We start from the raw sequence: 22,779 nt of genomic DNA on the forward strand, positions 1-22,779 counted from the left end.
TCGGACTGCGATTCGGGCCGCCGGCCGGGCGTTTCACGCCCCGCCGGACGCCAGGTCGAGCACCTGGCCATCGTGCTCCACGTACGGCGCATACGGGCCCGTGCCACTGTTGTCGGCGTGCGAGGCGGCGACGAAATCACCCCGGGTCACGTCGAACACGTGCACTTCGCCGTCCTCGATGACGTAGTGCCAGCCGTGCAGGGTGAGGCGGCCCTGCTCGACCTCGCGCCGCACCATGGGATAGGCCATGAGGCGCTCCAGTTGCAGGACCACGGCCCGCTGCTCGGTGCGGCGGAAGGCTTCCGGCCCGGGCTGCACCGGCAGCAGGGCTTCGCTGGCCAGCTTGAGCCAGGCCCTGAGGGCGACGGCTTCGTCCGGCGTGCCCTCATAGGCCGCGCGGATGGCGCCGCAATGGCTGTGTCCGCAGACGATGATGGTTTCCACGTGCAGGGTGAGCACCGCGAATTCGATCGCGGCCATGGTGCCGTGCAGGCCGTGCGAGCCGTCATAGGGAGGCACGAACGCGCCGACATTGCGCACGATGAACAGCTCGCCCGGTCCGGCCCCGGTCAGCAGGTAGGGCACCAGGCGCGAGTCGGAGCAGCCGATGAAGAGGGTCTTGGGATGCTGGCCCTGGGCGACCAGATCCTGGAAGCGCTGCTGGTGGCGCGGGAAATAGTCCGAGCGGAACTGCCGCAACCGCTGCAGCAGTTCGTCCGGCGCGGGCGTGGTCACTGGACCAGCGGCGTGTCGGCGGCGTCCAGTTCCACGCCGGCCATGCGCGCCTGGCCGGCGAGCAGTTGCAGGCACTGGCGCAGCGCCGTGACGTAGCTTTGCTGGCGCAGCGCCATTTCCACCGCGCCGCGCACGGCTTCGAAAGCCTGCGCCGCCCCGGCCTCGCGCTCCAGCACCTCGACCACGTGCAGGCCGAAGCGGCTGTGCACCAGGCGCGGCAGGACGCCGACCTCCGCGTGGCCCAGCACCTCGCGGGCGAACTCGGGCGCGCAGTCGGCGGCCGCCAGCCAGCCGAGGTCGCCGCCGGACTCGCCGCTCGGGCAGTTGGACAGTTCCCGGGCCGCGCGCGCGAAGCCGTCGGCCCCGCTGCCGTCGTGGCAGCGGACGTCGAGCAGGCAGGCTTCGGCCCGGTTGCGCAGGGCCACCACGTCGACGCCGGGCGTCACCGCGAACAGCACGTGGCGCACCCGCGCGCGCTCCCCCGTGCGGTAGCGCGCGGCGTGGCCTTCGAACTGCCGGCGGCAGGCTTCCTCCGAGGGCTGCGGAATCCGCAGCTCGCGTTCGAGCCAGGCTTCGATGGCATCGGACGCCGCCTCGCTCGGCACGCCTGCGACCGGTGCCGGGTCGCTGTCGGGCAGCAGTCCGTCGCGCATCGCCGCCTGGCGCAGCAGCTCGGTGCAGGCGCGCTGGCGCAGTTCGTCGGGTGCCAGCTTCTCATCGGGGGCGTGCAGGGCTTGCCCGTTGACCGTGGCGACGGTTTCATCAGCGGAAATGGAATCGGCCATGGTGTTCCTCAGTGATCGCCCGGCTGGGCCACGGCGGCGGCGCCGCGCGGCGGCACGGCGCTGGGCTGCCCGGGCAGGTTGCGTCCGGGCGGGACGTTCAGGCGCCGGCTGCGCACCACCTGGTGGGGCCGCCACAGGAACGACACCGCGGCGAAGCCGCTGAAGATGTGCACCAGCCGGGTGAAGGGAAACAGCAGGAAGATCGTCATCCCGAACACCACATGGAACAGGTACGGCCAGGGCAGCGCCGCCAGCGCGGTGGCGTCCACCGGCCGCAGCGTGACGATCCGCTGCGCCCAGTCCGCCAGGATCAGCATGACGCTGCCGTCGGTGTGCTGCATCGAGTAGGGCAGCGTGATCAGCCCCACGACCAGTTGCACCCACAGCACCGCCAGCACCAGGATGTCGCTCACGTGGCTGGTGTGGCGGATGCGCGGGTCGAACAGCCGCCGGTAGATCAGCATCGACAGGCCGGCGAAGCACGCGGCACCGGCCACGCCACCGGCGGTGACCGCCAGCGTTTGTTTGGTGGCCGCCGACATGAACACGCCGTAAATCGCGTGCGGCGTGAACAGCCCTACCAGGTGGCCGAAGAACAGGAACAGCACACCCAGGTGGAACAGGTTGCTGCCCCAGCGCAGCAGCCCCGCGCGCAGCAGCTGCGACGAATCGCTCTTCCAGCTGTACTGGTTCTGGTCGAAACGGATCAGGCTGCCGACGATGAACACCGTGAAGCAGACGTAGGGGTACACCTGGAACAGGAAATCATGCAGGGACTTCATGGCGCCACTCCCTGGAGACCGTGGTTCTTGCGGACCACCCGGACGGGCTGGGGCTGGCCCGGGCGGGCCTGGCCCTGGGTCGAGCAGCCGTCGAAGGCGGGTGGCTCGGCCCAGCTCTCGTCCAGCGGCGGTTCGGCCGGTGGCGGCACCGCCTCGGCCTTCTGCCCGCCGAGGTCCAGGAGGGCGCCGAGCAGGCTGGCGTAGGCGCTTTCACGCTGGCGCAGCGCGCCGAAGATGCCGTTCAGCAGGTGCGCGATCTCCACCAGGAAGGCTTTCGCCTCGCGCTGCGGCTGGGTGGAGATGAACTCCAGCAGCGCAGGGAGGTAGTCGGGCAGTTCGCTTTCATTCAGCACCAGCCCGGCACTCTGGTAGGTCTGGCCCAGGTCGATCATGGCGGGCCCGCGGTCGCGCGAATCGCCGTGCACGTGCTCGAACAGGTGCAGCGAGGTCGCGCGGCCGCGGTCGAACAGTTCGACGTACGCGGCCTCGAGCTCCAGCGGTTCGCCGCCCTGCAGCGAACCGATCAGGGCCTCGAGTTCGCGCAACCGCGTGCCTGGCAGGGCCTGGTCCTGGCGCAGCAGCGCGCGCATCTCCGCGAGATGGCTCCGCTGCCAGGGGTCCGGATAGCTGAGCAAGGCCGCGATGACGCGCAAGGTCACGGCGCCGGGTGCGCGCGCCGGCTGGCCGGTGGGTTTGTCTGCCATGTCTAGATCTCCGCCTTGATGGGAATGGTGCGCTTCTTCTCCGCGCCGAACAGGCTCACGTCGGACACGCCGTCCGAGCAGCCGTTGCCGAAGGTGAAGCCGCAGCCGCCGCGCACGTTGAAGGTGTTCTCGGCGTATTCGCGGTGCGTGCTCGGGATCACGAAGCGGTCTTCGTAGTTGGCGATCGCCATCACGTGGTACATGTCCTCGACTTCGTGCTCGGACAACCCCACCTGTTCCAGCACGGCCCGGTTGATGCGGCCGTCCACGTGCTTCCCGCGCTGGAACGCGCGCATCGCCAGCATCCGCTCGAGGGCGCGAATCACGGGCACGGTATCGCCGGCGGTCAGCAGGTTCGCCAGGTACTTGACGGGAATGCGGAGCTGGTTCACGTCCGGGATCTCGCCGTTCACGCCCAGGTGGCCGGCGTTGGCGGCGGCGCTGATCGGCGACAGCGGCGGCACGTACCACACCATCGGCAGCGTGCGGTACTCGGGGTGCAGCGGCAGCGCCACTTTCCACTGCACCGCCATCTTGTAGACCGGGCTGTTGCGGGCGGCCTCCATCCACTGGTCCGGGATGCCGTCGATGCGGGCATGCTCGATCACGGCCGGATCGTTCGGGTCCAGGAAGATGTCGAGCTGGGCCTGGTACAGGTCGCGGTCACGCTCCACGCTCGCCGCCTCCTGGATGCGGTCCGCGTCGTACAGCAGCACGCCGAGGTAGCGGATGCGGCCCACGCACGTTTCGCTGCACACCGTCGGCTGGCCGGCCTCGATGCGCGGGTAGCAGAAGATGCACTTCTCCGCCTTGCCGCTCTTCCAGTTGTAGTAGATCTTCTTGTAGGGGCAGCCCGACACGCACATGCGCCAGCCGCGGCACTTGTCCTGGTCGATCAGGACGATGCCGTCCTCCTCGCGCTTGTAGATCGAGCCCGATGGGCAGGACGCGACGCAGGCGGGGTTGAGGCAGTGCTCGCACAGCCTCGGCAGGTACATCATGAAGGTGTTCTCGAACTGGCCGTACATCTCCTTCTGGATGTCGTCGAAGTTGCGGTCCTTGCTGCGCCCGGCGAACTCGCCCCCGAGGATCTCCTCCCAGTTCGGCCCCCAGACGATCTTGTCCATCTGCTTGCCGGTGATCAGGCTGCGCGGCCGCGCGGTGGGCGACGTCTTCATCTCCGGCGCCGACTGCAGGTGCGCGTAGTCGTACGTGAAGGGTTCGTAGTAGTCGTCGATCTCGGGCAGGTTCGGGTTGGCGAAGATGCGCATCAGCAGCTTCCATTTCGCGCCCTGCCTCGGCTGGATCGAGCCATCCGCGCGGCGCACCCAGCCGCCATTCCACTTGTCCTGGTTCTCCCACTCCTTCGGGTAGCCGATGCCGGGCTTGGTTTCGACGTTGTTGAACCAGGCGTATTCCATGCCGGGGCGGCTGGTCCACACGTTCTTGCAGGTGACCGAACAGGTGTGGCAGCCGATGCACTTGTCGAGGTTGAGCACCATGCCGATCTGGGCGCGGACCTTCATGCTGTCTCTCCCTGCGCCAAGGTTGGCGCGATGAGCTGGTCGGCCACCGGCGTGTCCAGCCAGTCGACCGTGTTCATCTTGCGCACCAGCACGAACTCGTCGCGGTTGGTGCCGATCGTGCCGTAGTAGTTGAAGCCGTAACTGAACTGCGCGTAGCCGCCGATCATGTGCGTGGGCTTGAGCACGATGCGCGTCACAGAGTTGTGGATGCCGCCGCGCAGGCCGGTGATCTCCGAGCCTGGGGTGTTCACGATCTTCTCCTGCGCGTGGTACATCATCACCATGCCGGACGGCACCCGCTGGCTGACCACCGCGCGGGCGGTGATGGCGCCGTTGACGTTGAACAGCTCGATCCAGTCGTTGTCCACGATGCCGATCTTGGCCGCATCGACCTCGCTGATCCACACGCAGGGGCCCCCGCGGCTCAGGGTGAGCATCATCAGGTTGTCGGTGTAGGTGGAGTGGATGCCCCACTTCTGGTGCGGCGTGATGAAATTCAGGGCGATCTCGGGGTTGCCGTTCGACCGCACGCCCTGGATGCCGGCGGTGGTCTTCAGGTCCACCGGCGGCCGGTAGGAGCTGAAGCCCTCGCCGAACGCGATCATCCACGGATGGTCCATGTAGAACTGCTGGCGGCCCGTGAGGGTGCGCCATGGGATCAGCTCGTGCACGTTGGTGTAGCCGGCGTTGTAGGAGACCGTTTCGCTCTCGATCCCGCTCCAGGTGGGCGAGCTGATGATCTTGCGCGGCTGGGCCTGCACGTCGCGGAAGCGGATCTTCTCGTCCTCGCGGTGCAGCGCCAGGTGCGTGTGGTCGCGGCCGGTCTGCTTGCCGAGCGCCTGCCAGGCCTTGACCGCGACGTGGCCGTTGGTCTCGGGCGCGAGCTGCAGCACCACCTCGCAGGCGTCGATGTCCGTCTCGATCTTCGGCTGCCCCTGGCTGGCGCCTGGCTCCCGCACGAGGCCGTTCAGTTCACCGAGCTGCCGGACTTCGGTCTCCGTGTTCCAGGCGATGCCCTTGCCGCCATTGCCCGCCTTGGCCATCAAGGGGCCGAGCGCGGTGAAGCGCCGGTAGACGTTGGGATAGTCGCGCTCGACCACGACCATGTTGGGGGCGGTCTTGCCGGGGATCAGCTCGCATTCGCCGCGCGCCCATTCCTGCACGCCGAAAGGCTGCGCCAGTTCGGCCGGGCTGTCGTGCATCAGGGGCGCCAGGACCAGCTCCTTTTCCACGCCCAGGTGGCCCACGCAGACCTCGCTGAACTTCTTCGCGAAGCCCTTGTAGATGTCCCAGTCGCTTCGCGACTGCCAGGCTGGGTCGACGGCGGTCGACAGCGGGTGGATGAAGGGGTGCATGTCGCTGGTGTTGAGGTCGTTCTTCTCGTACCAGGTGGCCGTGGGCAGCACGATGTCGGAGTACAGGCAGGTCGTGCTCATGCGGAAGTCCAGCGTGACCAGCAGGTCGAGCTTGCCCTCCGGCGCCTTGTCGTGCCAGACGACCTCGACGGGCTTCGCCTCCTCCGCGCCCAGGTCCTTGCCCTGCACACCGTTGCTGGTGCCCAGCAGGTGCTTCAGGAAGTACTCGTGCCCCTTGCCCGAGGAACCCAGGATGTTGGAGCGCCACACGAACATGTTGCGCGGCCAGTTGTCGGGGTGGTCCGGGTCCGTGCAGCTCATCTTCAGCTTGCCGTCCTTCAGCGCGCCGACCGCGTAAGCCTTGGGGTCCATGCCCGCTGCCTGCGCATCGCGCACCACTTGCAGCGGATTGGTCTGCAGCTGCGGCGCACTAGGCAGCCAGCCCATGCGCTCGGCGCGCACGTTGTAGTCGATCATGCTGCCGCCGAATTTCTTCTTGTCGGCCAGCGGCGAGACCACCTCGTCCATGCCCAGCTTCTCGTAGCGCCACTGGTCGGTGTGGGCGTAGAAGAAGCTGGTGCTGTTCATCTGCCTCGGCGGCCGGATCCAGTCCAGCGCGAAGGCCAGCGCGGTCCAGCCGGTCTGCGGCCGCAGCTTCTCCTGGCCCACGTAGTGCGCCCAGCCCCCGCCGCTCTTGCCCACGCAGCCGCAAAGCATCAGCATGTTGATGACGCCGCGGTAGTTCATGTCGCTGTGGTACCAGTGGTTCATCGCGGCGCCGATGATCACCATCGAGCGCCCCTGGGTCTTGTGGGCGTTCTCGGCGAATTGGTGCGCCACCGTGATCAGCTGCTCGCGCGGCGTCCCGGTGATGCGTTCCTGCCAGGCCGGGGTGTAGGGCGTGTCGTCGTCGAAGCTGGCGGCGGCGAGTTCGCCGTCGAGCCCGCGCGCCACGCCGTAGTTGGCCACCTGCAGGTCGAACACGGTGGCGACGAGCGCGGAACGCTCTTCGCCGGCTTTGCCGAGCGCGATGCGCCGCGCCGGGACGGTCCGCACGAGCACGTCGGCCTGTTCGTTGTTGGGGAAGTGCTCGCTCGCGATGCCGCCGAAATAGGGGAAGCCGACTTTCGAGGTTTCGAATTCGCCCGCCCCGCCTTCCATCACCGACAGTTGCAGCCTGACCTCCCGGCCCGCGCGCGCCTCCTTCGCCTCGAGGTTCCACTGCCCCTCGTCGGCGCGGCCGTCCGGTCCCCAGCGGAAGCCGATGGCGCCATGGGGCAGCACGACCTTGCCCGTCGCGTCGAAGGCCACGGTCTTCCATTCGGGATTGTTCGCCTGGCCCAGTTTCCCGTTGAAGTCGCTCGCGCGCACGTAGCGGTCCGGCACCATGATGGTGGTGCCCGACGGCAAGGTGTGCTCCTTCAGCATCACCAGCATGGGCATGTCGGTGTAGCGCCGCACGTAGTCGTCGAAGTAGGCGCTGCGCTCGCGGCCCGGGCCCGGGAAGTAGAAATCCTTCAGGATCACGTGGCCCATCGCCATGGCCACGGCGGCGTCCGTGCCCTGGCGTGGCTTCATCCAGATGTCGGCCAGCTTGGCGACTTCGGAATAGTCGGGCGTGACCGCGACCGTCTTGGTGCCCTTGTAGCGGACTTCGGTGAAGAAGTGCGCGTCCGGGGTGCGCGTCTGGGGCACGTTGGAGCCCCAGGCGATGATGTAGCTGGAGTTGTACCAGTCGGCCGATTCCGGCACGTCCGTCTGCTCGCCCCAGACCTGCGGGCTGGAAGGCGGCAGGTCGCAGTACCAGTCGTAGAAGCTCATGCACACGCCACCGATCAGGCTGAGGTAGCGCGAACCCGCGGCATAGCTGACCATGGACATGGCCGGGATCGGCGAGAAGCCGATCACGCGGTCCGGCCCGTGCCGCTGGATGGTGTGCACGTTGGCGGCCGCCACGATCTCGTTGACCTCGTCCCAGCTGGAACGCACGAAGCCGCCCAGCCCCCGCACCTGCTGGTAGTCGCGGCGCTTGGCGTCGTCCGCGACGATGCTCGCCCAGGCCTCCACCGGCCCGAGCGTGAGACGCGCTTCGCGCCAGTGCTTGAGCAACCGGCCGCGCACCATCGGGTACTTGACGCGGTTGGCGCTGTAGAGATACCAGCTGTAGCTGGCCCCGCGCGCGCAACCGCGCGGTTCGTGGTTGGGCAGGTCCCAGCGCGTGCGCGGGTAGTCCGTCTGCTGGGTTTCCCAGGTGACGATGCCGCCCTTGACGTAGATCTTCCAGGAGCACGACCCCGTGCAGTTGACGCCGTGCGTGCTGCGCACGACCTTGTCGTGCGCCCAGCGGTTGCGGTAGGCGTCTTCCCAGGTCCGGTCGTCCCCGGTCGTCTGGCCATGCCCGCCGGCGAAGCTTTCGCGCGGCTGCTGGAAGTAGGAGAGGCGATCGAGGAAATGGCTCATGGCTCTTGTTCTTTCGCGGAGTCCGCAGGGAATGGGGTCAGGGGTTCTTCACGTAGGCGCCACGGCGCAGGTAGAACCACCAGTTCAGCACCAGGCACAGCGCGTAGAACACCGCGAAGCCATACATGGCGTACTGGGGGGTGCCGGCCTTGATCTGGTCGCCGATGACGATGGGCGCGACGAAGGCGCCGTAGGCAGCCACCGCCGACGTCCAGCCCAGCACCGGGCCGGCCTGGGTCCGGTCGAAGATGACGCCGATGGTGCGGAAGGTCGAGCCGTTGCCGATGCCGCTGGCGGCGAACAGCACGATGAACAGGCCCAGGAACGCCGGGAAATGCTGTTCGGGGGAGGGCGAAGCGTAGGCCTGCATCATCACGTAGCCGACCGCCACCGACGCCAGCACCATCACCACCGAGATGACCTGCGTGACGATGGACCCGCCCACCTTGTCGGAGATCCAGCCGCCGACCGGCCGCACCGCGGCGCCGACGAAGGGCCCGATCCAGGCGTAGGCCAGGATGGTGGGCGCGTTCGGGTTGTTCGCGGTGTGCTGCATCACGCCCGCTGCGTCCGGTACGTGGCTGATCCCGAAGATCACCTTCATGGCGAGCGGGAGCGCCATCGAGAAGCCGATGAAGGAGCCGAACGTGACGATGTACAGGGCGGTGAGCGACCAGGTGTGCTTGTCCCGGAAGATCGCGAACTGCTTCGTCACGTTCTCCTTCATCGGGCCGAAGGCCGCCAGCTTCATGATCAGCAGCGCGCTCGCGATGTCCAGCGGGATCGCGACCCACATGCTGATCAGGCCCAGGCCGGTGGGCTTGGGCAGGTACAGGTAGAGGCCCAGGATGGACGGGATGAAGGCCAGCGTGTAGAGCCAGGTGATGCGGGCGAAGGCCATGAGCGGATGGCCGGCGTCGGGCGTGACCGTCTTCAGGTTGTTCATGCCGAACCAGCACAGGACCGACAGGGGGACCAGCGACAGCACCCAGGCGAAGCCCGCGTTCTGGATCCAGGTGGGCGTGCCCGCGGCGATCTTGCCGAAGATCCAGCCGCTGTCCTTCACCAGAGTCGTCGAAGCTCCGCCCATCGTGCCGAAGATCGAGAGCGTCATCACCAGCGGGATCACGACCTGCATCGTGGTCACGCCGAAGTTGCCCAGCCCGGCGTTCAGCCCCAGCGCCGTGCCCTGCAGCCGTTTCGGAAAGAAGGTGCTGATGTTCGACATGGAGCTGGCGAAGTTGCCGCCGCCCACGCCGCACCACAGCGCCATCAGCTGGAACGTCCACAGCGGCCACTCCGGGTGCTGCAGCACGATGCCGGTGCCGAGCGCCGGGGCCAGCAGCATGGCGGTCGTGAGAAAGATGGTGTTGCGCCCGCCCGCCACGCGGATCAGGAACGAGGCGGGGATGCGCATCGTCGCCCCGGCGATGCCGGCGATGGCGGTGAGCGTGAACAACTCGGCCTGGGTGAAGGGGAATCCCAGGTTCATCATCTGCACGGTGATGATCCCCCACATGCCCCACACGGCGAAGCCGCACAGCAGCGCCGGCACCGAGATCCAGAGATTGCGGTAGGCGACGCGCTTGCCGGTCGTTTCCCAGAACTGCGGATCTTCGGGCCGCCAGTCCTCGACGGTTCCGCGCGTGTCGGGGCCGGACGGCCGTTGCAGGGAGGTGGCGATCATTGCTTTCTTTCCATGCGGGTGGCGGGCCGCCGTCACGGGGCGGTCGCCAGTGGGGAAGGCGAGGCGTGCTCGCCCATCACCGCGGTGCGGCGCACCTCGGTCCAGTACATCCAGATGAGCGACACCCAGACCACGCCGTACATCAGCATGAAGGCGCTCGACCGCACGCCGGTCAGGTCCATCAGCGCGCCGAACATGATGGGCAGGACGAAGCCGCCCAGCCCGCCCGCGAGGCCCACCACGCCCGAGATCGCTCCGATGTTCCGGGGATAGTCGTCGCTGATGTACTTGAAGACGCTCGCTTTGCCGAACGCCCAGGCGATGCCCAGCACGAACATGAGCGCGGTGAAGGTGTAGACGTTCAGCCCGATGTGGAAGCTGCGCGGCCCGTTGACGGTGACGACGGTGAATTCCGTCTGCGGATAGGACAGCAGGAACAGGCAGATCCAGCTCACCCACATCACCCACCAGGTGACGCTGTGGGCGCCATACTTGTCCGAGAGCACGCCCCCGATGGCGCGCAGCACGCCGCCCGGCAGCGAGAAGCAGGCGGCCAGCAGCGCGGCCACGCGGATGTCCAGCCCGTATTCGCCCACGTAGTACTGCACCATCCAGAGCGACAGCGCGACGTAGCCGCCGAACACGATGCTGTAGTACTGGCAATAGCGCAGCACCTTCGGATCCTTCAGGGTCTTCAGCTGGTCGGAGAACTTGACGCTGCCGGGCACGAGGTGCGAAGGGTCGCTGTGGCTGAACAGCCAGAACAGCACGACCGTGCCGAGCATGATGGCCGCGTAGACCTGCGGCACCATCGCCCAGCCGAACGCGACCAGCAGCACCGGCGCCACGAACTTGTTCACCGCCGCGCCCGAGTTGCCCGCGCCGTAGACGCCCATGGCCATGCCCTGGCGCTCGCGCGGGAACCACCGCGCCACGTAGGGCGTCCCGACCGAAAACGACCCACCTGCGAGGCCGACGAAGAGCCCGATGGTCAGGAAGTGCCAGTACTCCGTGGCGTAGCCCATCAGGAAGATCGCCGGCACCGTGGACGCCATCAGCACCGTCATGACGATGCGGCCGCCGTAGCGATCGGTCCAGATGCCCAGCGGCACGCGGATCAGGGACCCGGTCAGCACCGGCACCGCGGTCAGGAGGCCGAACTGCGTGGAGTTCAGGTTCAGCATCTTCCGGATCGGGATGCCGATCACGCCGAACATCATCCACACCATGAAGCACACGGTGAAGGCCAGCGTGCTCACGATCAACACCGACCACGCCTGGCGTGCGGTCTTCAGTTCACCTGCCATCTGGACGCTCCGGAATTCGCATGCCCTGACTGTGCGAGCCGGCGGCGAAGCTGAACATCCTCCTGAAGGAGGGCCCCGCGGTGGCGAAGGGGCCCGCGCTATCGTCCGGAAGGAGTAGCGGCGCTTGCGTGACGCGGCCGCTTGCGCTGGATCAAGCGGTTCCCCGCGCGGCGGCGTACACGGCGGCCTGCACGCGCGAGCTGAGGCCGAGCTTGCGCAGGATGTGCTGGACGTGGATCTTCACCGTGGTCTCGGCGATGCCCAGCGCGCGGGCGATCACCTTGTTCGAGGCGCCCTGGGCGATGAGCGCCAGGATCTCGCGTTCGCGCGCCGACAAGGTGTCGGGCGGGGCCGGGGCATGGCTGGCCGCGGCCTCCGCCGGCGCGCCCGGCGCCGAACGCGCGCGGAAGGCCGTGACCAGTTTGCGCGTCATCTCCGGGCTCACGACCGAGTCCCCGGCCATCACCTTCACGATGGAATCGCACAGGGCCTCGGACTGCACGGTCTTCAGCAGGTAGCCCTCGGCGCCAGCCTGCAGCGCAGCCGCGAGATCGTCTTCGTCCTCGCTCACCGTGAGCATCAGCACATGCGCACGCGGAGCCACGTCCTTCAACGCGGCGATCGCGTCGACGCCACGCACGCCGGGCAGGTGGTTGTCCAGCAGCACGAGGTCCGGCGGTTCCCGCGCGGCGGCACGCAGGGCTTCCCCGCTGTCGCCGGCTTCCGCGCAGATTTCGAACCGACCGTCCTGTGCCAGCAAGGCAACCAGGCCGCGCCGGAACAGCGCGTGGTCGTCCACCACCAAAAGACGGATCGGAGGAGCGGGCGCCCCGACGGTTTCGCTCACGCCTGCAACGCCTCCGCTGCGTGCCTCGGCGCCTGCGGCGACGTCGGCCGGGCGGGAAGGACGGCGGGATGCTCGGGCAAGCTCAGTTCGACCGTGGTGCCGGCCGTGCCCGACGCCACGCGGACCTCGCAGCCGAAGCAGGCCGCGCGCTCGCGCATCATCTTCAGGCCGACATGGGTTTCGTCCTGCACGAGCGAGGGATCGAACCCCGCGCCGTTGTCGTGCACGGCGAAGCGCCAGCGGCGTCCCTTCGTGACCTCCAGCCGGGCCTCGGTGGCCCGCGCGTGCTTGCGCACGTTGGAGAGGGCTTCCTGCAGCACGTGCAGCACCTGCACCTGCACGTCGGGCGGCAGCGGGAGTCCCTGGCCGCTGATCTCCAGGTGCGCGCGCAATCCTGTCTGGTGCCGGAATTTCTGCAGCGTGAGTTGCAGCGCCGGCTCGATGTCCTCGATGTTGGTTCGAGTGCGGAAGTGCAGCAGCAGGGCGCGCACGTCGTTCGTGCTCTCCAGCAACCCGGCGTCGAGCTCGTCCAGGGTCGCCTGCACCTGCTTCGCCTGGCCCCGCTGCAGCGAGGTGCGCAGCAACTGGGCCTGGATCTTCAGGAACGCCAGCGACTGGGCGATCGAGTCGTGCAGTTCCCCGGCCAGGTGTCCCCGCTCCGCGGCCACGGCGGCCTCGCGCGCCAGGGCCGCCGCGCGCAGGCCCTCCACGGCGCTGGCCAGGTGGCTCGCCAGGGCATCCAGCAATTCGGCCTCTTCGTCCGATAGCGCCACCGGGCTGCGAAAGAACAGGTTGAGTTCGCCCAGCAGGCGCTGCTGCAGGCGGATCGGCACGCTGACGAGGGCCGCATACCCGGCCTCGGCACACGGGCGCCGGTGCAGCGGCAGGTCGGCATGGATCGGAATGACCCGTGTGCCCGAAGCCGGCTGCAGGTTTCCACAAGCGCAGGCGCCGGCCGGCAGGCTGTGTTCCTGCTCGCACAGGGCCGGCGGGAAGCCGTCGGCCGCCACCAGCAGGAATCGCTCGTTGTCTTCGGACCAGCGCACCACCGCGGCCTCGGCCTTCAGGATCGCGCGCACCCGTTGGGCGAAGCCGCGCGCCATCGCGTCGAGCGTGGTGGCTTGCGCCAGGAAGGCGCTGACTTCATAGAGGGCGGCCAGCCGCGCGTGCTGGGCCTCGATGCGGCGGGTCTTGGCCTCGACCTGCGCCTCCAGCCCGCCGTACAGCGATTGCAGGGTGCCCGCCATGCGGTTGAAGCCGGCGGCGACCTGGCCGAATTCGTCGGCCGTACCCACTTCGATGCGGGTGCCGAAGTCCCCCGCCTCGATCCGGCGCAGGCCCTGGCGCACGTGGCCGAGCGGGCTGATGACATACAGGTAGCCGGTGTAAAGCACCACCACCGCGCTGGCGACTGCCATCGCCACCATCAGCAGCTGAAACAGGTTCAGGATGGCCGTCAGCTGCGCCAGCTGCCGCTCGATCCCGGAAACGAGGCGGTCGATCGCCGCCACCAGGTCCTGCGCGGCCCGGTCCGCCGCGGCGGGCGCGGGTGGTGGCGTCGCGGCCCACAAGGGTCGCTGGGCCTGCCACAGGAACTCCACGGCTTCGAAGGCCGCGCCGACGTGCCGGTCCCAGGGCACGAACAGCGGCCTCCCAGGGTCTCCCGCGCGCAGCAGGGCGAGGCTCGCATCCAGCTCGCGAACGCGCAACGTGACGGCATCCGCCGGCGTGGCCCCTTGCACGGCGCTGGCCAGACGCCAGGTCTGCATCCGCAGGCGGCCGGCTTCGTTCACGGCGGCGGCACCGCCCTCGAGCTGCCAGGTCACCCACAACGTGAGACCGATCGAGGCGAGCGCGAGCACCAGCAAGGCGGCCCCGATGCGCACGAGCTTGCTGGACAAGGATGCGGTCCGCGTCATCAACTCATGCTAGCCCGATGGTCCGGCGGGCGCGCATGCCTCTGAGGCCCGCGCTTGATCCAGCGCATACGCGGGCCAGTTCGCGCCCTTGCCGCCGTATTCGGGATAACCCTCAGCTAAGAAACCCCTCAGAGAGAGCTAAACCGCGGCTCCTACAGTGACTACACGGACGGCGCAACAAGAAGCGGCTTCCGTACCAACCTCAACCCAAGTCACTGAAAAGGTCCCATCATGAATGCCAAGCTCCTGCTCCCCATCATCGCTTTCGTCGCTGCCGGCGCCGCCCATGCGGAAACGCCCACCGTCGTGAAGGACGACTTCGTGTCCACCAAGACCCGCGCCGAAGTGCAGGCCGAACTGGCCACGTACAAGAAGTCGGGCGTCAACCCCTGGTCGATCCAGTACAACCCGCTGCGCACCTTCGTGAGCAAGGCGAACCGCCAGGACGTCACCGCCGCCTACATCGCCTCGCGTGACGAAGTCGCCGCGGTGAACAGCGAAGATGGCGGCGCCGCGTACTACGCGCAAGGCGGCCAACGCGGCGTGAACTCCACCACGATGGCGGGAACGCCGGTGAACGCGCAGTAATCCGCGCAGGAACGTGTGTGTGTGTGAAGGGCGCCTCCGGGCGCCCTTTCTCATGGCTACAGCACTTCGGAGGCGAAATCCGCCAGCCGCGACCTTTCGCCGCGCGCCAGCGTGATGTGCCCGCTGTGCGGCCAGCCCTTGAACTTGTCGACCGCGAAGGTCAGGCCCGACGAGCCTTCCGTCAGGTAGGGCGTGTCGATCTGCGCCAGGTTGCCCATGCAGATGATCTTGGTGCCCGGTCCCGCGCGGGTGATCAGTGTCTTCATCTGCTTGGGCGTCAGGTTTTGCGCCTCGTCGATGATCACGTACTTGTTCAGGAAGGTGCGGCCGCGCATGAAGTTCATGCTCTTGATCTTGATCTTCGAGCGGATCAGCTCATTGGTGGCCGCGCGGCCCCATTCGCCGGCGCCGCCGTCGGTCTTGCCCAGCACTTCGAGGTTGTCGTCGAGCGCGCCCATCCAGGGGCCCATCTTCTCTTCTTCCGTGCCGGGCAGGAAACCGATGTCCTCGCCGACGCTCACCGTGGCACGGGTCATGATGATCTCGGTGTAGCGCCGGTCATCCAGCACCTGCGTCAGGCCGGCGGCCAGCGCCAGCAGCGTCTTGCCGGTACCGGCCGTGCCGCTCAGGGTGACGAAGTCCACTTCCGGGTCCATGAGCAAGTTCATCGCGAAGTTCTGCTCGCGGTTGCGCGTGGTGACGCCCCAGATCGAATTCTTCAGGTGGCCGAAGTCCTTGAGCGTCTTCAGCACGGCGGTCTTGCCGCGGATCTCGGTGACGCGCGCGTACAGGCTGGGCTCACCGGGTGCCTCGAAGAACACGAACTGATTGATCAGCAGGCTGGGCACGATGGGCCCGGTGATGCGGTAGAAGGTGGTGCTGCCGGACTGCCAGCTCTCCACCGTCTTGCCGTGCTTGGCCCAGAAATCGGTCGGCAGGGCGAGCGAGCCTGAATACATCAGCTCCAGGTCGTCGAGCGTCTTGTCGTTCTGGTAGTCGTCGGTCGCCAGGCCCAGCGCACGCGCCTTCACGCGCATGTTGATGTCCTTGGACACCAGCACGACTTCCCGGGGCGCGAACTTGTCGCGCAGCGCCGCGACGACGCCCAGGATCTGGTTGTCGGCCTTGCCCGGCGGCAGGCTGGAGGGCAGCTTGGACTCCAGCATGTTCGTCTGGAAGAACAGGCAACCGCCGGCCTCGCGGTGGCCCGTGGTGTCCAGCTTCAGGCCCTGGCCGATGTCCGCGCCCTGGGCGCCCGCGAGCGCGTCCAGCGCGCGGCTGGTCTGGCGGGCGTTGCGCGCCACCTCGGTCATCCCCTTCTTGTGGCCGTCGAGCTCTTCCAGCACGATCATCGGCAGGAAGATGTCGTGTTCCTCGAAGCGGAACAGGCTCATCGGGTCGTGCATCAGCACGTTGGTGTCCAGCACGAAGAGCTTGGACGGACCCGCGAGCTTCTTCTTGCGCGGCGCCGGGGCCGGTTGCGTGACGTTGCGCTTGCGCACGGGCTGGGGCTCGTCCAGCCAGGTCTCGACGTCCCCGGCGTAGGCGCCGGGGTGGGCGCCCGGCAGAGCGTCTCCGCCGCCGGAGCGCGGGTCGAAGTCGTCCTGCGCCTGCGGCCGCTCAGCGACCGGGCTGTCGCTGTCCGCCGCCTCCAGTTTTCGCGCCGCCTTGTGCGAGGACCGGGCGGGCGCGTCGTACGCCTCCGGTGGAAGCAGGGCGGCGCGCTTGGTGGGGGCGGGGGGCAGGGGCATGGAGGGAAAAGCTCTCGGGTGGTGGAAACGAACAACAAAAAAGCCGCCTGGCAGGCCGGGCGGCTTCTTGGGAGCTGACGGTGATGACGCGTGGCGTCGGGGTCAACGGCATGAATTCATTATGCACACGGGCCGTGTCGCGACAATGTCAGCCGGTTTCCTGTTGCGACAAAACGTCAAGCTCTGCCGTGGCTCACGCAGCCTTCTTGAGGAGCTTGACGGCCTTCAGCACGTCGTCGACGTGGCCCGGCACCTTGAGGCCGCGCCATTCCTGCTTCAGGATGCCGTCGGCGCCCACCAGGAAGGTGCTGCGCTCGATGCCCTTCACCTTCTTGCCGTACATGATCTTGTTCTTGACCACGCCGAACATGTGGCACATCTTTTCCTCGGTGTCGGCGATGAGCTCGAACGGCAGCTCGAGCTTGGACTTGAACTCGTCATGCGATTTCATGTTGTCGCGCGAAACGCCGAAGACGATGGCGCCGGCCTTCACGAAGTCCTTGTACTTGTCACGGAACTGCATGGCCTCGGTGGTGCAGCCGGGCGTGTTGTCCTTGGGATAGAAGTAGAGCACCAGGATCTGGCCGAGGTGCGAGGTGTTCGTGACCTTGAGGCCGCCGGTGGCGCTCGCTTCGAATTCGGGGAGGGGTTTGTTGACAACGATCGCCATAGGTATGTGGTTCTGGTGTGACAGTACTTGCTCGTTGGCCGCGGGCCCCACGGCCACAATGAGAATTGCGCGCCGGCTCCGCTGCAACACGTGATTTTACAGCGAAACCGCGCCGCGGCTCGCGGAGTCTTCAGGCCGGCCGTTCCAGCAGCAGGGCGACCGCGACTTCACGGCCCTCCTGGGCGAGGATGTTGTAGGTGCGGCAGGCAGCCGCGGTGTCCATCGTTTCGACGCCGACACGCGCCTTGTGCAGGGTGGCCAGCCAGGCCGGGTGGGGGAAGCGGATGCGTGTACCGCTGCCGAAGATGACGACTTCGACGCCCAGCTGCGCAAGTGTGTCGAAGTGTTCCTGGCCCAGGTCCTCGAAACGTTCGGCCCACGGCAAGCGGGCACCCGCGGCGCTGAGGACCACGCTGTGCGTGATTTTTTCCTGGCCGACAGCCACCCATCCGGGCCCATGGGCGCTGATGGTCTGTGCGTCGGAGCGATCGGGCTGGAGCTTCATCGAACTATGTTCAAATTATAGGTTTATCGAGCGAAACAGCCGTCCCGGAGGGGCATTGAAGACCGTCCAGAAATCCACCAAGCTTGCCAACGTTCTCTATGACATCCGCGGCCCCATCATGGACGCCGCCCGGCAGATGGAGGAAGAGGGCCACAAGGTCATCAAGCTGAACATCGGCAACCTCGCCGTGTTCGGCTTCGACGCGCCCGAGGAGATCCAGCAGGACATGGCGCGCAACCTGCCCAACTCGGCGGGCTACTCCGACAGCAAGGGCATCTTCGGGGCGCGCAAGGCCGTGATGCACGAGACGCAGAAGCAGGGCATCAAGGGTGTCACGCTCGACGACATCTACCTCGGCAACGGTGCCAGCGAGCTCATCGCCATGGCCACCAATGCGCTGCTCAATGACGGCGATGAACTGCTGCTGCCCATGCCGGACTATCCCCTGTGGACGGCCTGCACCACGCTGTCGGGCGGCAAGGCGGTGCACTACCGCTGCGATGAGGCCAACGGCTGGATGCCCGACCTGGCCGACCTGCGCGCCAAGATCACGCCCGCCACCAAGGGCATCGTGGTCATCAACCCCAACAACCCGACCGGGGCGCTCTATTCCGACGAGCTGCTGAAGGAGATCGTCGCCATCGCCCGCCAGCACGGCCTGGTGATCCTGGCCGACGAGGTCTATGACAAGGTGCTCTACGACGGCGTCAAGCACACGGCCATCGGCAGCCTGTCGGAGGACGTGCTCACGCTCACGTTCAATTCGCTCTCCAAGAGCTACCGCTCCTGCGGCTACCGCGCCGGCTGGGTCGTGGTGTCAGGGGACAAGAAGGCCGCGGCCGATTACATCGAGGGCCTCAACATGCTCTCGAACATGCGCCTGTGCGCCAATGTGCCGGGGCAGTGGGCGATCCAGACCGCGTTGGGCGGCTACCAGAGCATCAACGAGCTGATCCAGCCCGGCGGGCGTTTGCGCCGCCAGCGTGACCTCGCCTACGAGCTGATCACGGCCATCCCCGGCGTCAGCTGCGTCAAGCCGCAGGCCGCGCTGTACATGTTCCCGCGCCTCGACCCCAAGGTCTACCCGATCCAGGACGACCGCCAGTTCTTCCTGGAACTGCTGCAGGAGACGCGGGTGATGCTGGTGCAGGGCACCGGCTTCAATTGGCCCACGCCCGACCATTTCCGCATCGTCTTCCTGCCGCATGAGGACGACCTGCGCGAGGCCATCGGCCGCATCTCGAAATTCCTGGCCAACTACCGAAAACGTCATTCCGCATGAAACCCGTCCAAGTTGGCCTGCTCGGCATCGGCACCGTCGGCAGCGGCGTCTACAACGTCCTCAAGCGCAACCAGGCCGAGATCCAGCGGCGTGCCGGCCGCGCCATCGAGATCACCATGGTGGCCGACCTCGACGTCGAGCGTGCCCAGGCCGTCGTCGGCGGTGCGGTGCGTGTCGTCAAGGATGCGCGCGAGGTCATCGCCAACCCCGGCATCGACATCGTCATCGAGCTGATCGGCGGCTATGGCGTGGCGCGCACGCTGGTGATGGAAGCGATCGCCGCGGGCAAGCACGTGGTCACCGCCAACAAGGCGCTGCTGGCGGTGCACGGCACCGAGATCTTCGCCGCCGCGCACGAAAAAGGCGTGATGGTCGCGTTCGAGGCCGCGGTAGCCGGCGGCATCCCGATCATCAAGGCGCTGCGCGAGGGCCTCACGGCCAACAGCATCCAGTGGATCGCCGGCATCATCAACGGCACGACGAACTTCATCCTGTCCGAGATGCGCGACAAGGGCCTGGACTTCGACGTGGTGCTGAAAGAGGCGCAGCGGCTCGGCTATGCCGAGGCCGACCCGACCTTCGACATCGAAGGCGTGGACGCCGCGCACAAGGCGACGATCATGAGCGCCATCGCCTTCGGCGTGCCGGTGCAGTTCGACAAGGCCTATGTCGAAGGCATCACCAAGTTGTCGGCCACCGACATCGAGTACGCCGAGCAACTGGGTTACCGCATCAAGCTGCTGGGCATCACGAAGCGCGTGGCCGGTGGCATTGAACTCCGGGTGCACCCCTGCCTGGTGCCGGCCAAGCGGCTGATCGCCAACGTCGAGGGCGCGATGAACGCGGTCGTGGTGCAGGGCGATGCCGTCGGCACCACGCTGTACTACGGCAAGGGCGCGGGCAGCGAACCGACGGCCAGCGCCGTCATCGCCGACCTGGTGGACATCACCCGCCTGCACACGACGGATGCCGCCAACCGCGTGCCCCACCTGGCCTTCCAGCCGGACCAGATGAGCGGGGAGCCGGTGCTGCCCATGAGCGAGGTGGTCACCAGCTACTACCTGCGCCTTCGCGTTTCCGACCAGGCCGGCGTGCTGGCCAAGGTCGCCGGCCTGCTAGCGAATGCTGGCATCAGCATCGACGCCATGCTGCAGCGCGAGGCTTCGGCCGTCGGCGGTGCCGGCTCGACCCAGACCGACCTGATCCTGCTCACGCACACGGTCCGCGAAGGCACGATGAACGACGTGATCGCGCAGATGCAGGCGCTGCCCACCGTGCTGCAGACCATCACCCGCATCCGCAAGGAAGAACTCGCCTGATGCTGTATCTGTCGACCCGCGGTCACCCCGACCGCAAGAAGTTCTGCGAGATCCTGCTGGAGGGCCTGGCGCCCGACGGTGGCCTGTACCTGCCGGAAAGCTATCCGCAGGTTGACGCGGCGACGCTGGAGAAATGGCGCGGCCTGCCGTACCACGAGCTGGCTTTCGAGATCCTCTCGCTCTACATCGACGACATCCCGGCCGATGACCTGCGCGCGATCTGCCGCAAGACGTACACGGAGCAGGTGTTCGGCACGCAGGAGATCGTGCCCCTGCGGCCGCTGGAGGACGGCGTCTTCCTCGAAGGCCTGTCCAACGGCCCCACGCTGGCCTTCAAGGACATGGCCATGCAGCTGCTGGGCAACCTGTTCGAGTACGAACTGGCCCGGCGCGGTGCGGAACTGAACATCCTGGGCGCCACCTCTGGCGATACCGGCAGCGCCGCCGAATATGCGATGAAGGGCAAGAAGGGCGTGCGCGTCTTCATGACGTCGCCGCACGGGCGCATGAGCCCTTTCCAGCAGGCGCAGATGTTCAGCCTGCAGGACGCGAACATCCACAACCTGGCCATCGAAGGCGTGTTCGACGACTGCCAGGACATCGTGAAGGCGGTGTCGAACGACCTGGACTTCAAGCGCAAGTACCGTATCGGGACGGTCAATTCGATCAACTGGGCGCGGCTGGTGGCGCAGGTGGTCTATTACTTCGCGGGTTACTTTCAAGCGGGCGCGCGCAAGGTCAGCTTCACCGTGCCGTCCGGCAACTTCGGCAACATCTGCGCCGGCCACGTGGCGCGCAGCATGGGGCTGCCGATCGAGCAGCTGGTGCTGGCGACCAACGAGAACGACGTCCTCGACGAGTTTTTCCGCACCGGCGTGTACCGCGTGCGCGCCGCCGCCGACACGCACGAGACATCGAGCCCTTCGATGGACATCTCGAAGGCGAGCAACTTCGAGCGCTTCGTTTTCGACTTGTTGGGCCGGGACGGCGCGCGGGTGAAGTCGCTGTTCGGCGAACAGTTGACGCGCACCGGCCGCTTCGACCTGGGGGACGACCCCGCGTTTCGCACCGCGCGCGAGCGCTACGGTTTCGTCAGCGGCAAGAGCACGCACGCCGACCGCCTGGCGACCATCCGCGACACGCACCAGCGCTTCGGCGTCACCATCGACACCCACACGGCCGACGGCCTGAAGGTGGCGCGCGAGCACCTGAGCCCGGGCACGCCCATGATCGTGCTGGAGACCGCGCTGCCCATCAAGTTCGCCGCCACCATCGTCGAAGCGCTGGGGCACGAGCCCGAGCGGCCCGCGCGGTTCGAAGGCATCGAGCAGTTGCCGAAGCGCGTCACCGTCCTGCCGGCGGACGCCGCGCAGGTCAAGCAGTTCATCGCGGCGCATTGCGCCTGAAAGCAGTCCCCTCATGAAAGTCGTCGGCTTCGCCGGGTATTCGGGCTCGGGCAAGACGACCCTGGTCGAAAGCCTGATCCCCGCGCTGAAACTGCGCGGCTTGCGCGTGTCGGTGGCCAAGCATGCGCACCACGATTTCGACATCGACCGCCCTGGCAAGGACACCTTTCGCCATCGCGAGGCGGGCGCCTTCGAGGTGGTCGTCGCGTCCGACCGCCGGCTGGCGCTCATGCGCGAGTTCGAACGGCCTTCGGAACTGTCCGTTCACCACCTGCTGGCCGAACTCTACGACGGCGTGGATTGGGTGCTGGTCGAGGGCTTCAAGAGCAGCAACCTGCTGAAGATCGAAGTCTGGCGGGCCGAAGCGGGCAAGCCGGCCCGCTACCCCGACGACGACTTCGTCGTGGCCATCGCCACCGACTCGCCCGATCGGCTGCCGCAGGCGACCCTCCGGCCGGTGCTGGATCTGAACAGTCCCGACGCCGTCGCCCAGTGGCTCGTGGACAATCAGCACCGGTTCGACTACGAGCCCGACAACTACAGTTGAGGAACCGCCGATGGAACAGGTTCGTGCAGTCTTGAACGTCGCCCCGGTGGAGCGGCGCGTCGATGCGATCCAGGCCGCTTTCGAGGCGCGCGGCATGAAGGCCACCGAAGCCGTCGCCGAGCTCAGCCACCTTGCGGAGGAAGAGTGGATTCCGCGCAATGGCGCCCGTGTGGTGGCGAAGGCCTGGACCGATTCTGAATTCAAGCGGCGGCTGCTCGCGAATGGCCGCGCCGCGGTGCTCGAGCTTGGCTTGTCCATGCCCAAGCACCACCGCCACCTGGTGGTGCTGGAGAACACGGCCAAGGTGCAGAACGTGATCTGCTGCACGCTCTGCTCGTGCACCGCCTTCACGATCATCGGCATCCCCCCCGACTGGTACAAGGATCTGGAATACCGTGCCCGCGTCGTGCGTGAGTCCCGCACGGTCCTGCGCGAGATGGGGCTGGACCTGCCGGCCGACACCGAAATCCGCGTGTGGGACACCACGGCCGACACGCGCTACATGGTGCTGCCCGAGCAGCCGGCGCACACACTGGGGTGGCCCGAGGACAAACTGGCCGATGTGGTCACCCGCGACGCCCTGATCGGCGTCGCGCGGCTCTGA

The 22,779-nt window shown here is 67.3% G+C and carries 19 protein-coding genes; 6 read left to right on the forward strand and 13 right to left on the reverse strand.

Annotation, left to right across the window (positions count from 1 at the left end; translation table 11 throughout):
* Window positions 1-33 precede the first annotated feature (33 nt).
* From FN976_RS04135 to FN976_RS04180, 10 genes are all read right to left on the reverse strand, one after another.
* On the reverse strand, window positions 34-735 hold the full coding sequence (locus tag FN976_RS04135; protein ID WP_145891262.1) for a carbonic anhydrase: 702 nt from the start codon (window positions 733-735) through the stop codon (window positions 34-36).
* Window positions 732-1,520: a peptidylprolyl isomerase gene (locus tag FN976_RS04140; RefSeq protein WP_145891264.1), complete on the reverse strand. Its 789-nt coding sequence runs from the start codon at window positions 1,518-1,520 to the stop codon at window positions 732-734. Before FN976_RS04140 ends, FN976_RS04135 begins: the two co-directional genes overlap by 4 nt.
* An 8-nt stretch (window positions 1,521-1,528) precedes the next feature.
* Window positions 1,529-2,302 carry a respiratory nitrate reductase subunit gamma gene (narI, locus tag FN976_RS04145; protein WP_145891266.1) on the reverse strand — a complete coding sequence of 258 codons (774 nt, stop codon included), beginning with the start codon at window positions 2,300-2,302 and terminating at the stop codon, window positions 1,529-1,531.
* Entirely contained in the window at window positions 2,299-3,006 is a 708-nt protein-coding gene (gene narJ / locus FN976_RS04150; RefSeq protein ID WP_145891267.1) for a nitrate reductase molybdenum cofactor assembly chaperone, read from the reverse strand. Before narJ ends, narI begins: the two co-directional genes overlap by 4 nt.
* Window positions 3,007-3,008: 2 nt before the next feature.
* Window positions 3,009-4,532, reverse strand: a complete 1,524-nt coding sequence (gene narH / locus FN976_RS04155) for a nitrate reductase subunit beta (RefSeq protein ID WP_145891270.1) — start codon at window positions 4,530-4,532, stop codon at window positions 3,009-3,011.
* Window positions 4,529-8,347: a nitrate reductase subunit alpha gene (locus FN976_RS04160; RefSeq protein ID WP_145891272.1), complete on the reverse strand. Its 3,819-nt coding sequence runs from the start codon at window positions 8,345-8,347 to the stop codon at window positions 4,529-4,531. The genes narH and FN976_RS04160 overlap by 4 nt, the downstream gene beginning before the upstream one ends.
* Before the next feature lie 37 nt (window positions 8,348-8,384).
* The gene (locus tag FN976_RS04165) at window positions 8,385-10,034 is read right to left on the reverse strand and encodes an MFS transporter (protein ID WP_145891274.1); all 1,650 of its coding nucleotides are present in this window, start codon (window positions 10,032-10,034) and stop codon (window positions 8,385-8,387) included.
* A gap of 32 nt (window positions 10,035-10,066) precedes the next feature.
* Window positions 10,067-11,341, reverse strand: a complete 1,275-nt coding sequence (locus FN976_RS04170) for an MFS transporter (protein ID WP_145891276.1) — start codon at window positions 11,339-11,341, stop codon at window positions 10,067-10,069.
* Between the two features lie 151 nt (window positions 11,342-11,492).
* Entirely contained in the window at window positions 11,493-12,188 is a 696-nt protein-coding gene (locus tag FN976_RS04175) for a response regulator (protein ID WP_145891278.1), read from the reverse strand.
* Window positions 12,185-14,107, reverse strand: coding sequence for a type IV pili methyl-accepting chemotaxis transducer N-terminal domain-containing protein (locus FN976_RS04180; RefSeq protein ID WP_145891280.1), 1,923 nt, complete (start codon window positions 14,105-14,107; stop codon window positions 12,185-12,187). Before FN976_RS04180 ends, FN976_RS04175 begins: the two co-directional genes overlap by 4 nt.
* A gap of 231 nt (window positions 14,108-14,338) precedes the next feature.
* Between FN976_RS04180 and FN976_RS04185 the strand changes: the two genes are divergently transcribed.
* Window positions 14,339-14,695 carry a DUF4148 domain-containing protein gene (locus FN976_RS04185; protein ID WP_145891282.1) on the forward strand — a complete coding sequence of 119 codons (357 nt, stop codon included), beginning with the start codon at window positions 14,339-14,341 and terminating at the stop codon, window positions 14,693-14,695.
* A gap of 56 nt (window positions 14,696-14,751) precedes the next feature.
* On the opposite strand, the gene FN976_RS04190 is transcribed toward FN976_RS04185, so the two are convergent.
* The 3 genes from FN976_RS04190 to FN976_RS04200 all read right to left on the reverse strand — a co-directional run bounded on the left by FN976_RS04190 (window position 14,752) and on the right by FN976_RS04200 (window position 17,621).
* Window positions 14,752-16,446: a PhoH family protein gene (locus tag FN976_RS04190; RefSeq protein WP_145891284.1), complete on the reverse strand. Its 1,695-nt coding sequence runs from the start codon at window positions 16,444-16,446 to the stop codon at window positions 14,752-14,754.
* A 193-nt stretch (window positions 16,447-16,639) separates the two neighbouring features.
* Window positions 16,640-17,116, reverse strand: a complete 477-nt coding sequence (locus tag FN976_RS04195) for a peroxiredoxin (RefSeq protein ID WP_145891286.1) — start codon at window positions 17,114-17,116, stop codon at window positions 16,640-16,642.
* Between the two features lie 130 nt (window positions 17,117-17,246).
* Window positions 17,247-17,621: an Mth938-like domain-containing protein gene (locus tag FN976_RS04200; protein ID WP_145891287.1), complete on the reverse strand. Its 375-nt coding sequence runs from the start codon at window positions 17,619-17,621 to the stop codon at window positions 17,247-17,249.
* A 55-nt stretch (window positions 17,622-17,676) separates the two neighbouring features.
* Between FN976_RS04200 and FN976_RS04205 the strand changes: the two genes are divergently transcribed.
* Genes FN976_RS04205 through FN976_RS04225 form a run of 5 tightly spaced genes read left to right on the forward strand, consistent with a single transcriptional unit; the run spans window position 17,677 to window position 22,779 of the window.
* Entirely contained in the window at window positions 17,677-18,903 is a 1,227-nt protein-coding gene (locus FN976_RS04205) for a pyridoxal phosphate-dependent aminotransferase (protein WP_145891289.1), read from the forward strand.
* Window positions 18,900-20,222 (forward strand): homoserine dehydrogenase, encoded by a 1,323-nt coding sequence (locus FN976_RS04210; RefSeq protein ID WP_145891290.1) that lies wholly within the window; start codon window positions 18,900-18,902, stop codon window positions 20,220-20,222. The genes FN976_RS04205 and FN976_RS04210 overlap by 4 nt, the downstream gene beginning before the upstream one ends.
* Entirely contained in the window at window positions 20,222-21,628 is a 1,407-nt protein-coding gene (gene thrC / locus FN976_RS04215; protein ID WP_145891292.1) for a threonine synthase, read from the forward strand. Before FN976_RS04210 ends, thrC begins: the two co-directional genes overlap by 1 nt.
* A 13-nt stretch (window positions 21,629-21,641) precedes the next feature.
* Entirely contained in the window at window positions 21,642-22,175 is a 534-nt protein-coding gene (gene mobB, locus FN976_RS04220; protein WP_145891294.1) for a molybdopterin-guanine dinucleotide biosynthesis protein B, read from the forward strand.
* A 10-nt stretch (window positions 22,176-22,185) separates the two neighbouring features.
* Entirely contained in the window at window positions 22,186-22,779 is a 594-nt protein-coding gene (locus tag FN976_RS04225) for a nitrile hydratase subunit alpha (RefSeq protein WP_145891296.1), read from the forward strand.

The sequence above is a fragment of the Caenimonas sedimenti genome, from assembly GCF_007833165.1.
Classification (GTDB): Bacteria; Pseudomonadota; Gammaproteobacteria; order Burkholderiales; family Burkholderiaceae_C; genus Ramlibacter; species Ramlibacter sedimenti.